4 protein-coding genes are annotated in these 12,601 nt (G+C 74.3%); 2 read left to right on the top strand and 2 right to left on the bottom strand.

What is annotated here, in order from left to right; genetic code table 11:
• Nucleotides 1-110: 110 nt before the first annotated feature.
• Nucleotides 111-548, top strand: a complete 438-nt coding sequence (locus tag AC27L3_RS02260; protein ID WP_487232253.1) for a VOC family protein — start codon at nt 111-113, stop codon at nt 546-548.
• 16 nt (nt 549-564) lie between these two features.
• Here AC27L3_RS02260 and AC27L3_RS02255 read toward each other — a convergent pair whose 3' ends face one another.
• Entirely contained in the window at nt 565-1,158 is a 594-nt protein-coding gene (locus tag AC27L3_RS02255) for a TetR/AcrR family transcriptional regulator (protein WP_487232252.1), read from the bottom strand.
• 92 nt (nt 1,159-1,250) lie between these two features.
• Here AC27L3_RS02255 and AC27L3_RS02250 point away from each other — a divergent pair, with 92 nt between their 5' ends.
• Nucleotides 1,251-1,814 (top strand): GNAT family N-acetyltransferase, encoded by a 564-nt coding sequence (locus tag AC27L3_RS02250; RefSeq protein ID WP_487232251.1) that lies wholly within the window; start codon nt 1,251-1,253, stop codon nt 1,812-1,814.
• A gap of 64 nt (nt 1,815-1,878) precedes the next feature.
• Here the strand turns inward: AC27L3_RS02250 and AC27L3_RS02245 are convergent, their stop codons facing one another.
• Nucleotides 1,879-12,597, bottom strand: a complete 10,719-nt coding sequence (locus AC27L3_RS02245; protein ID WP_487232305.1) for an SDR family NAD(P)-dependent oxidoreductase — start codon at nt 12,595-12,597, stop codon at nt 1,879-1,881.
• Nucleotides 12,598-12,601: the final 4 nt, after the last annotated feature.

The raw sequence follows: 12,601 nt of genomic DNA, 5'->3' as shown, positions 1-12,601 counted from the left end.
CGAGGCCCGGGCGCAGCACGGCGCCCTCTCTACGGGCGGCTCGCGTCGGCCTCCCGTGCCGCCGTGAATGCGTGCATGATGCCGATGTGGACAAGGCTGCTGCAGCGCGCTTGAAGGACTTGGTCCTCGACGCCGCGGACCACCAGGCTCTCGCCGACTGGTGGTGCGCGGCGCTCGGCTATGTGCGCCGGCCCGAACCCGACGGCTCCGAGAAGCCGCGGGAGTGGCCGGTGCTCCTCGTCGATCCGGCGGGGGCGGGCCTGCCGATGTGGATCAACCGCGTCCCCGAGCCCAAGACCGTCAAGAACCGTCTGCACTTCGACGTGTGGGGCGACCCGGAGCGGCTCGTGGCGCTGGGCGCCACGGTCGTGCGCGAGCGGGACGAGGAGATCCGCTGGCACGTGATGGCGGACCCGGAGGGCAACGAGTTCTGCGTCTTCGTCCCGGAGGACCCGGATGGCGGGGAAGGCCCGGAGGCCCCGGGCTGTCGGGAGGTCCCGGGCGGCCCGGACGGCCCGGACGGCCCGGAGGTCCCGCAAGAGGCGTGACCGGCCGGTCCGGTCCTCAGCCGCCGCGGAGCCCCTCGACGAACGCCTCGACCATCGCGGTCTGCGTGGCGGCGGGGAACCGCGGCGGGTCGAAGAGGGCCTGGAGCACCAGGCCGTGGACGAAGGCGACGGCGGTCGCGGCGAGCTGCTCGACGTCGGCGTCCTGCGGGAGCTCTCCGAGCGCGCGCGCCGCCTCCAGGTGCGGGCGGAGGGCGGCGCGCATGCGCACGTACCGCTCGCCCTGGTCGGCGCGCAGGCCCTCGTCGGCGAGCGCCTGGTCCCAGGAACTCACCCAGATGCGGTTGCGCGCGGTGTTCTCCCCGCCGATCGGCAGGACGTCCAGCAGCACGGCCCCGAGCGCGGCCAGCCCCTCCCGGGGCCGGGCCCGCCGGGGCCGTTCCGCGCTGCTCTTCTCCAGCAGTTCCAGGGCGCGCACGACCAGGGCGCGTTTGGTCGGGAAGTAGTGCATGAGCAGGCCGGTGGAGACGCCCATCTCGGCGGCCACGGCACGCAGCGTCAGACCGCCGAACCCCTTGGCGGCCAGGACGCGCCACACGGCTTGCGAGACGTCCTCGCGTCGGGCTTCGTGATCGACAGGAGCAGGAGGCATGGGGTTATCGTACGTACCGAACGCTTGTTACGCACCTGCCGCACCCATGCCGTACCCGTACCCGTACCGCTTATCCCGCCACGGAGGACCCCGTGTTCGCCCTGCCTCTCGACGACCGCGCCGGCGCCCTGCTGCAGCCCCTGGAGCCCTGGCGGGCCCAGGAGTTCCTCGACCACATCGACCGCGCCCGGGCCACCGTGGACCCCTGGATCCCGTGGGCCACGCGCAGCACCGACCTGGAGTCCGCGACCGCGGTCCTGCAGCGCTACGCCGACAGCCAGGCCAAGGACGCCGGTCGCATCTACGGCATCTGGCTGGAGGGCGTCCTGGTCGGCGGCGTCATGTTCACCCAGTTCGACGCCGCCACGGGCGTCTGCGAGATCGGCTGCTGGCTGGAGCCGGCCGGCGAGGGCCGCGGCCTGGTGCACCATGCGAGCCGCATCCTCATCGACTGGGCCTTCCGGGAGCGCGGCATGAGCCGCGTCGAATGGCGGACCACCCCCGCCAACCGGCGCAGCGTCGAGGCGGCGCGCCGCCTGGGGATGAGCCGCGAGGGCGTGCTGCGCCGCAACTACCCGTACCGCGGGGAGCGGCACGACACCGAGATCTGGTCCCTCCTCGCCGAGGAGTGGCCCGGCCGGGACGCCACGGCGTGAGACGCACCGCTGCCCGTACCGGGAAGTCCGGTACGGGCAGCGGCGGGTGGTGCCGGGGTCCGCGTCAGATGTCGTCGGACAGGCCCAGCTCGTTGTCCAGGAGGTCGAAGACCTCCTCGTCGGAGGCCGACTCGAAGTCGAACTCGGCCTCGTCGCCGGCGCCCGCCCCGGCCGCGGCGGCCGGGCCGGAGGCCCGCAGGGCGCCCCACTTCGAGCGCAGCACCTCCAGGCGGCCCGCGATCTGCTCGTGGACCTCCTCGGTCACCTCCAGCTCGCCGAACGCCCGCTCCAGCTTCTCCAGCTCGCCCAGCACCGCGTCCGCCCCGGAGCGCGCCGCCTCGGGCGCCACCCGTGCGTACAGGTGGTCCACCAGCTCGGCCGCGTTCGGGTAGTCGAACAGCAGCGTCGCCGGCAGCCGCACGCCGGTCAGGGCACTGAGGCGGTTGCGCAGTTCGACGGCCGTCAGGGAGTCGAAGCCGAGGTCCTGGAAGGCGCGCCCCGGCTCCACCTCCCCGGCACCGCCGTGGCCCAGGACCACCGCGATCTGACCGCGGACCGCCTCCAGCAGCACCTCGCGCCCCTCGGCTTCGGACAGCGCCGCGAGCTGCTGCGCCAGCCCGGCCGCCGCAGCACCCGCCGCGGCGGCACCACCGGCGGCGGCACGCCGCGCCGGCGTACGGACCAGGCCGCGCAGCAGCGGCGGCACCTCGCCCCGGGCCCGGAGGGCCGCGAGGTCCAGGCGCACCGGCACGGTGACCGGCTCCGTCGCCGCCGTCGACACCGCGGTGTCGAACAGCGCCAGGCCCTCCTCCGCCGACAGTTCGGGTATCCCCGTGCGGGCGATGCGCCGGTTGTCGGCCTCGGTCAGGGTGCTCGTCATGCCGCTGTTCTCCTGTGCCCAGGGGCCCCAGGCGAGGGAGACGGCGGGCAGGCCGAGGGCGGCCCGGTGGACGGCGAGGGCGTCGAGGAAGGCGTTGCCCGCCGCGTAGTTGGCCTGACCGGGAGTGCCGAAGGTGCCGGCCGCGGAGGAGAAGACGACGAACGCGTCGAGGTCGAGGTGTTCGGTGGCCCGGTGCAGGTGCCAGGCGGCGTCGGCCTTCGGCCGCAGGACGCGGGAGAGCCGGTCGGGGGTGAGGGAGTCGATCACACCGTCGTCGAGGACGCCGGCGGTGTGGACGACGGCAGTGATGCGGTGCCGGGCGAACAGGTCCGACACGGCGGCCGCATCGGTGACGTCGGCGGCCTCGGCGAGAGCGATGACGCCGTGATCCGCCTTGAGCTCCGCCAGCAGGTCCCGGACACCGTCGGCATCCGGCCCACTGCGAGACACCAGCAGCAGGCTCCGTACGTCGTCGCGGGCCGCCAAGTGCCGGGCCACGATCCGCCCCAGACCACCGGTACCACCCGTGATCAGAACCGTACCCTCCGGATCCCACGCCCTACCGGCCACGGAGGCGCCGGACGGGACCCGGGCCAGCCGGGCCGCGCGGAAGTCGCCGTCAGTGCCGATGAACAACTGGGGCTCGTCCGTGGCCAGCGCCCGGACCAGCGTCCCCTCATCGGGAACAACAGCACCGTCGACATCCACCAGGACGAAACGACCGGGGTGCTCCGACTGCGCCGAACGAACCAGACCCCACACGGCAGCAGCCGCCATGTCGGTGCCGTCGGTGGCGCCTCGGGTGGCGAAGACGAGACGGGAGTCGGCAAACCGGTCGTCGGACAGCCACGACTGAACGATCCCGAGCACGCGAGCCGTCAGCTCGTGAGCGGATTCGACCACTTCCGCCGAACCCTTGAGCTGCATCACGACGTGGGAGGGAATCTCCGCCGCCGCCCTGTCGAGGTCTTCCAGCGCACTGACCTCCACCAGCGGACCGACGACCGCCTCGGCCGGCGCCTGGACGGAAGACCAGGACAGCTTGAAGAGGGCGTCATGGTCGGCCGTACGCAGCTGGTCGGCGGCGAGGGGGCGCACCACCAGGGACTCCACCGAAGCCACCGGCGCTCCGGCGGTGTCGGCGACGGCTATCGCCACTCCCCCGCTGACGGACCGGATGCGGACGCGCACGGCAGCGGCACCTGTGGCGTGCAAGGCAACACCAGTCCAGGAGAACGGCACCCCGCCGTCACCGTCGCCACCGGCGGCGGCGACCGCGTGGAGGGCGGCGTCGAAGAGGGCCGGGTGCAGACCGTAGGCGCCTGCTTCGATGCCCTCGGGCAGTGCCACGTCGGCGTAGACGTCCTCGCCCAGGCGCCAGGCAGCCCGCAGGCCCTGGAACGCCGGACCGTAGGCGAAACCTGCGTCGGCGAACTGTTCGTAGGAGGTGGAGACATCGACCGGCTGGGCACCCTGCGGGGGCCATACCGAAGCGTCGAAGGAGGGAGAGGGGGCGGCGACGGCCAAGGTGCCGCTGGCGTGGAGGGTCCACGGCTCCTCGCCCGTACGCGAGTGAATCGTCACCGCCCGACGGCCCGTCTCGTCCGCCTCACCGACCCACACCTGCACCTGCACACCCGCACCCTGCTCGGGCAGAACCAGCGGCGCGGCGAGCGTCAGCTCCTCCACCACGCTGCAACCCGCCTCGTCACCGGCGCGCAGAGCGAGCTCGACCAGCGCCGTACCCGGCACCAGCACCGAACCCATCACCACATGATCCGCCAGCCACGGGTGCGACTGCACGGACAGGCGCCCCGTGAACAGGAAACCTTCCGTGTTCACCAGCTCCACCGCCGCACCCAGCAACGGATGCTCCGCCGACGACAGACCCGCGAACCGCACATCACCCACCGCAGCCGCCACACCCGCCGGCCAGAACCGCCGGTGCTGGAAGGCGTACGTCGGCAGATCGATCCGCCGGCCCGCCGTGCCGCCGATCACTGCAGCCCAGTCCACCTGGCCGCCGTTGACGTGCAGGGTGGCCAGAGCCGTCAGGGCAGTGGGCTCCTCGGGGTGCCCCTTGCGCAGTACGGGCACGGCGACCGCCTCGTCCGCGACGGTTTCGCGGGCCATGGCCGACAGGACGCCGTCGGGACCGAGCTCCAGGAAGCGCGTCACACCCTCCGCCCGCAGAGCGGCGATCCCGTCCGAGAAACGGACCGCCTCGCGGACGTGGCCGACCCAGTAGTCGGCCGACGCCAGGACCTCGGCGGTCGCAGGACCGCCGGTCACGTTGGACACCACGGGCAGCTGCGGGGTACCGAACGCGAGGCGCTCCACCACCCGGCGGAAGTCCTCCAGCATCGGATCCATCAGCGGCGAGTGGAAGGCGTGCGAGACCTGCAGACGACTCGTCTTGCGACCCTCGGCCTCGAAGCGGGCCGCAACCTCCAGGACAGCGCTCTCGTCACCGGAGATCACCACAGCGGACGGGCTGTTGATGGCGGCAATCGAGACATTGCCGGTCAGGTACGGAAGGACTTCCGCCTCCGTGGCCTGCACCGCGACCATCGCGCCACCGGCAGGCAGTGCCTGCATCAGGCGACCGCGCGCAGCCACCAACGCACACGCGTCCGCGAGCGAGAAGACACCGGCCACGTGCGCCGCCGCCACCTCACCGATCGAATGCCCGGCAACGTAGTCCGGACGGACACCCCACGACTCCACCAGACGGAACAGCGCCACCTCGACCGCGAACAGCGCCGCCTGCGCGTACACCGTGCGGTTCAGCAGCTCCTCGTCCCCGCCCCAGACGACCTCACGCAGGGAACGGTCGAGATGCTCGTCCAGACCCGCACACACCGCATCGAACGCCTCGGCGAACACGGGGAAGCGCGCATACAACTCACGCCCCATCCCCAACCGCTGCGCACCCTGACCCGTGAACAGGAACGCCGTCTTCCCGGCATTCCCCACCACACCCTCCACGACGGCGGCATGGTTCTCCCCCGTCGCGAGCGCGGCCAAGGCCTGTACGGCGGCGTCCCGGTCCCGGGGCGCCAGGACCACCGCGCGGTGGTCGAAGAGGGAGCGGCTCGTCACGAGCGCGGTGGCGAGGTCCGCTGCCGGGAGGTCCGGCTGGTCGGCGATGCGGGCCAGCAGGCGGGCCGCCTGCCCGCGCAGGGCCTCCGGACTCTTGGCCGAGAGCACCCACGGAACCGCATTCGCCGGGCCGTCTGCACCGGCTTCCGGCGCCGCCTCGACGGGCTCCGGCTCTTCGAGGATGACGTGGGCGTTCGTACCGCTCACGCCGAACGAGGAGACACCGGCCCGGCGCCGGCGGTCGGGTGCCGTCCACTCGACGGGTTCCGTGAGCAGTTCCACGGCTCCGGCTGCCCAGTCGACGTGGGTGGAGGGGGCGTCGACGTGGAGCGTGCGCGGCAGGACACCCTCCTGCATCGCCATCACCATCTTGATGACGCCCGCAACACCGGCCGCGGCCTGCGTGTGGCCGAGGTTGGACTTCACCGAGCCCAGCCACAGCGGCCGGTCCGCCTCACGGTCCTGACCGTACGTGGCGATCAGGGCCTGCGCCTCGATCGGGTCGCCCAGCGTCGTCCCCGTACCGTGCGCCTCCACCGCGTCGACATCCGCCGTCGTCAGGCCGGCGGCCGACAACGCCTGGCGGATGACGCGCTGCTGGGAGGGGCCGTTGGGTGCCGTCAGGCCGTTGGAGGCGCCGTCCTGGTTGACCGCACTTCCTCGCACGACCGCCAGCACCCGGTGGCCGTTCCTGCGGGCGTCCGACAGCCGCTCCACCACCAGCATGCCGACACCCTCGGACCAGCCGACACCGTCCGCGGCATCGGCGAAGGCCTTGGAGCGGCCGTCGGGAGCCAGCCCGCGCTGACGCGAGAACTCCACGAACGTCGTCGGCGTCGACATCACCGTCACACCACCGGCCACCGCCAGCGAGCACTCGCCCGTGCGCAGCGCCTGTGCCGCCCAGTGCAGTGCCACCAGCGACGACGAGCACGCCGTGTCGACGGTCACCGCCGGGCCCTCGAAGCCGAAGGTGTAGGAGATCCGGCCGGAGGCGATGCTGGCCGCGCTGCCGTTGCCGCGGAAGCCCTCGAACTGGTCGCCGACCAGGGTGTTCCCGTAGTCGGTGTACATGACGCCCGCGAAGACGCCGGTGCGACTGCCCTTGAGGGAGACCGGGTCGATGCCCGAGCGCTCGAGCGCCTCCCAGGTGGTCTCCAGCAGCAGGCGCTGCTGCGCGTCGGTGGCCAGCGCCTCGCGCGGGCTCATCCCGAAGAACTCGTGGTCGAAGTCGCCCGCGGTGTGCAGGAAGCCACCGGAGCGGGTGTAGGAGGTACCGAGGGCGTCGGGGTCGGGGTTGTAGAGCGCTTCGAGGTCCCAGCCGCGGTCGGTCGGGAAGCCCGACACCGCATCGACGCCCTGCGACACCACTCGCCACAGGTCCTCCGGCGAGGCGACCCCGCCCGGGTAGCGGCAGGCCATGCCGACGATCACGATCGGGTCGTCCGACACCGACGGCAGCACCGCCGACGGCACCACCACCGCCGCCGTCTCGGCCCCGAAAAGTTCCTCCAACAGGAAGGACACCAACGCGTCAGCCGTCGGATAGTCGAACACCAGCGTCGCAGGCAACCGCAGACCGGTCACCGACCCCAGACGGTTGCGCAACTCCACAGCCGTCAGGGAATCGAAACCGAGATCCTGGAAGGCACGGTGCGGGTCGACGGTCTCGGCTCCGGCGCGTCCCAGGACCACGGCGATCCGGCCGCGGACGAGGTCCAGCAGCGCCTCGCGCCGTTCGGGTCCGGCCAGCCCGGCGAGCCGGCCGGCGAGGCCGGTCGCCGTCGGGGAGGCGGTGGCGGCGGTGCGCCGGCGGGGGCGGATCAGGCCGCGCAGCAGCGGGGGTACGTCGCCGTGCTGGCGCAGGGCCGCCAGGTCGAAGCGGACGGGCAGGACGAGGGGTGCGTCGAGGGCGAGGGCGCCGTCGAAGAGGGCGACGCCTTCGGCGGGGGTGAGTTCGGGCATGCCGGAGCGGGCGATGCGGTGGATGTCGACGTCCGACAGAGTGCCGGTCATGCCGCCGTCCCGGGTCCAGGGACCCCAGGCGAGGGAGACGGCGGGCAGGCCGGCGGCGCGCCGGTGGACGGCCAGGGCGTCGAGGAAGGCGTTGCCCGCCGCGTAGTTGCCCTGGCCGGGGCCGCCGAAGACGCCGGAGACGGAGGAGAAGGTGACGAAGGCGTCGAGGTCGAGGTGCTGCGTGGCCTCGTGGAGGTGCCAGGCGGCGTCCACCTTGGCCCGCAGCACGTGGGCGATGCGCTCGGGGGTCAGTGCTTCGACGGTGCCGTCGTCGAGGACGCCGGCCGAGTGCACGACGGCCGTGACGGCGTGCCGTGCCAGCAGTTCGGTCACCGCCGTCCGGTCGGCGACGTCGCATGCCTCGATCGCCACATGGGCGCCGGCCTCGCGCAGTTCGGCGGTCAGTTCCGCGGCGCCCTCGGCCGCCGGGCCGCGGCGGCCGGCGAGGACCAGGCTGCGGACGCCGTGCTCGTGCACCAGGTGGCGGGCGACGGCGCGGCCGATGCCGCCCGTGCCGCCGGTGATCAGGACGGTGCCGTCGGGGCGCCAGGTGATCTGCCGGGTGCCGTTCGCGTCGGCGGGGGTCCGGGCGGGGGCGAGCCGGGCGGCGAGCACCTTGCCGTCGCGGATCGCCAGCTGCGGCTCGTCGGCCAGGGCGAGGGCCGTACGCAGAGCGGTGAGGTGCGCGGTGGCGTCGGTGGTGGTGTCGTCGAGGTCCAGGAGGCCGAAGCGGCCGGGGTGTTCGGAGGAGGCGGAGCGCACCAGGCCCGAGACCGCGGCGGCGGCCAGGTCCGTGCCGGTGGTGGCGCCGTGGGTGAGGAAGACCAGGCGGGCGTGGGCGAACCGCTCCTCGGCCAGCCAGTCCTGGGCCGTCCGCAGGGCCCGGGTGGTCGCCGCGTGGGCCGCTGCGACGGGGTCCCCGGCGGGCTGCGCCGGCACCGGGGCCAGCACCACGTCCGGGATCCCGGGGGCCGCGGCCAGGGCGGCGAGGTCGTCGTAGGACTCGGTCGCCAGGCCGGCGGGCAGTCCGGCGCGCGGGCCGAGGACCGCGACGGGCTCCTGCCGCGGTGCGGCGGGCGGGCGTTGCTCGGTCCACTGGACGCCGTAGAGCGCGTCGCCGCGGGCGGCGGGGGTGCCGGCCTCGGCGCCGGTGAGGCGGCGCAGGACGAGCGTGGCGACGGTGACGACGGGGCGGCCCGTGGGGTCGGCGACGGTGACGGCGACGGTGTCCTCGCCGGTGCGGGTGACGCGGACGCGGACGGCCGGGGCGCCGGAGGCGTGCAGGGAGACGCCTTCGAAGGAGAAGGGCAGGACGCCGTGGTCGATGCCGTTGAAGGCGGTGACGTGCAGGGCGGCGTCGAGGAGGGCGGGGTGCAGGCCGTAGGCGGCGGCCTCGGCGCGGGCGTCCTCGGGCAGGGCGACCTCGGCGTACACGTCGTCGCCGTCCTGCCAGGCGGCGCGCAGGCCCTGGAAGAGCGGGCCGTAGGCGAAGCCGCCGTCGGCCATGCGCGCGTACAGGCCGGTGAGGTCGACCGGCCGGGCGCCGGCGGGGGGCCAGGCGGCGCCGGGGGCGGTGAGGTCGCCGGGTTCCTGTTCGGCCAGGGACAGGACGCCGGTGGCGTGCCGGGTCCAGGCGCGTTCGCCGTCGTCCTCGGGGCGGGAGCGGGCGGTCAGGGTGCGCCGACCGCTGTCGTCGGCCGGGCCGACGTGCAGCTGGAGGCGGGTGCCGGTGTGCTCGGGCAGGACGAGGGGGGCGGCGAGGGTGAGTTCCTCGATGCGGCCGCAGCCGGCCTCGTCGGCGGCGCGGACGGCGAGTTCGACGAAGGCGGTGCCGGGCAGCAGGATGCGGTCGCCGACCTTGTGGTCCGCGAGCCAGGGGTGGGTCTGCACGGACAGCCGGGCGGTCAGCAGCAGGCCGTCGCCGTCGGTCTGTTCGACGGAGGTGACGGCGCCGAGGAGGGGGTGGCCGGTGGCCTCCAGGCCGGCGGTGCCGAGGTCGGCGGCCGGGGTGCGGCCGGGGCGGGGCCAGAAGCGTTCGTGGCCGAAGGCGTAGGTGGGCAGGTCGACGGTGCGGGCGCCGGTGCCGGCGAGGTGGGCGGCCCAGTCGGGTTCGGTGCCGCGTACGGTCAGTTCGGCGAGGGCGGTGGTGAGGGCCTGCTCCTCGGGCCGGTCCTTGCGCTGGGTGGGCAGGACGGTCGGGTGGCCGGCGTCCTCGGGCAGGCAGGGCCGGGCCAGGGCGGTGAGGGTGGCGTCGGGGCCGATTTCGAGGAAGCGGGTGACGCCGTCGGCGTGGAGGGCGGCGATGCCGTCGGCGAAGCGGACGGCATCGCGGACGTGGCGCACCCAGTACCGGGGCGAGGTGAGCTGGTCGTCGGTGGCAGTGGTGCCGGTGACGTCGGAGACGACGGTGAGGGCCGGCGGGTGGTAGGTCAGGCTCTCGGCGACGGTGCGGAAGTCGTCGAGGACGGGGTCCATCAGGGGTGAGTGGAAGGCGTGGGAGACGCGCAGCCGGCTCGTCCTGCGGCCGTCGGCCTCGAAGCGGGCGGCCACGGCCAGCACGGCCGCTTCCGTGCCCGAGAGGACCACGGACGACGGGCCGTTGATCGCCGCGATCGACACCTCGTCGGTCAGGTGGGGCAGGACCTCGGCCTCGGTGGCCTCGACGGCCGCCATCGCGCCGCCTGCCGGCAGGCTCTGCATCAGGCGGCCGCGGGCGGCGACCAGGGCGCAGGCGTCGGTCAGGGAGAGCACGCCGGCGACGTGGGCGGCGGTCAGTTCGCCGAGGGAGTGGCCGGCCACGTGGGTGGGTCGGATGCCGAGCGACTCCAGCAGGCGGAAGAGGGCCGTCTCGAAGGCGAAGAGGGCCGGCTGGGCGTAGCCGGTGGAGTCGAGGAGGGCCGGGTCCTCGCCCCACATCACCTCGCGCAGGGGCCGGTCGAGGTGGGCGTCCAGGCCGGCGCACACGGCGTCGAACGCCTCGGCGAAGGCGGGGAAGCGGGCGTGGAGTTCGCGGCCCATGCCCGGGCGCTGGGCGCCCTGGCCGGAGAAGAGGAACGCGGTGCCGCCGCGGCCGGTGGTCGCCGTGCCCAGGACGGTGGCGGGGTCGGTGGCGGCGTCGCCGGTGGCGAGGGCGGTCAGGGAGCGGACGAGGGCGTCCCGGTCGGTGCCCAGCAGGACGGCGCGGTGGGGCAGACGGGTGCGGCTGGTGGCGAGCGAGAGGGCGATGTCGGCCGGGCTCGGGGCGGGGTCGGCCGCGGTGAGGTGGGCCAGGAGGCGGGCGGCCTGGTCGCGCAGGGCCCCTTCGGTCTTGCCGGTCAGCAGCCAGGGGACGACGCCGGGGGTGATGCGGGCGGCCTCGGGCTCGTCGGCGGGCTCGGGTTCGTCGGCCTGTTCCAGGACCACGTGGGCGTTGGTGCCGCTGATGCCGAATGCGGAGACGGCCGCCCGGCGGGGGTGGTCGGTCGCGGGCCAGGGGGTGTCCTCGGTGAGTAGCCGTACGCTGCCCGTACTCCAGTCGACGTGCGAGGTGGGGGCGTCGACGTGCAGGGTGCGCGGGAGGCGGCCGTGGCGCAGGGCCATGACGGTCTTGATGACGCCGGCGACGCCGGCCGCGGCCTGGGCGTGGCCGATGTTGGACTTGATGGCGCCGAGCCACAGGGGCGCCTCGGCGGGGCGGTCCCGGCCGTAGGTGGCGAGGAGTGCCTGGGCCTCGATGGGGTCGCCGAGGGTGGTGCCGGTGCCGTGCGCCTCGACGGCGTCGACCTGGTCGGGGGTCAGGCGGGCGTCGGCGAGGGCGGCGCGGATGACGCGCTGCTGGGCGGGCCCGTTGGGGGCGGTGAGGCGGCTGCTGGCGCCGTCCTGGCCCACGGCGGTGCCGCGGACGACGGCGAGGACGGGGTGGCCGTTGCGGCGTGCGTCGGAGAGGCGTTCGACGAGGAGGACGCCGACGCCCTCGGCCCAGCCGGTGCCGTCGGCGGCCTCGGCGAAGGGCTTGCAGCGGCCGTCGGGGGCCAGGCCGCGCTGCCGGGAGAACTCGGTGAAGAGGCTGGGGGTGGGCATGACGGCGACGCCGCCGGCCAGGGCGAGGGAGCACTCGCCGGAGCGCAGGGCGCGCACCGCCAGGTGGAGGGCGACCAGGGAGGAGGAGCAGGCGGTGTCGACGGTGACGGCGGGGCCTTCGAGGCCGAGGGTGTAGGCGATGCGGCCGGACAGGACGCTGGTGGCGCCGCCGGTGAGCAGGTGGCCCTCGGTCTCGTCGCTCTGCCGGGCGAGAGTGCCGTAGTGGGTGTCGGCGCCGCCGACGAAGACGCCGGTGTCGGTGCCGCGCAGGGTGGCGACGTCGAGGCGGGCGCGTTCGACGGCCTCCCAGGCGGCTTCCAGCAGCAGGCGCTGCTGGGGGTCCATGGCGAGGGCCTCGCGGGGGGCGATGCCGAAGAGCTCGGGGTCGAAGTCGGCGGCGCCGGTGAGGAATCCGCCGTGGCGGACGTAGCTCTTGCCGGGCGTGCCGGGCTCGGGGTCGTAGAGGTCCTCGAGGTCCCAGCCGCGGTCGGTGGGCAGGTCGCCGACGGCGTCGGTGCCGTCGGCGACCAGGCGCCACAGGTCCTCGGGGGAGGCGACGCCGCCGGGGAAGCGGCAGGCCATGCCGATGACGGCGACGGGTTCGCTGCTGCGGGCCTCGGCGGACTCCAGCCGCTGCTTGGCCCGCCGCAGGTCGGCGGTGACCCGCTTGAGGTAGTCGCGGAGCTTGTCTTCGGTGTGGGCCATGGGTGGTGTGCTTTCTCCCAGTCGT

The sequence above is a fragment of the Streptomyces sp. PKA51 genome (assembly GCF_057552455.1).
The sequence above is the reverse complement of the archived record's forward strand: the minus strand, read 5'-3'. Positions and strand labels throughout refer to the sequence as shown.

Coding starts and splice junctions, on each gene's coding strand:
- AC27L3_RS02255 (WP_487232252.1), bottom strand. CDS start 1,158: ATGCCTCCTGCTCCTGTCGATCACGAAGCCCGACGCGAGGACGTCTCG.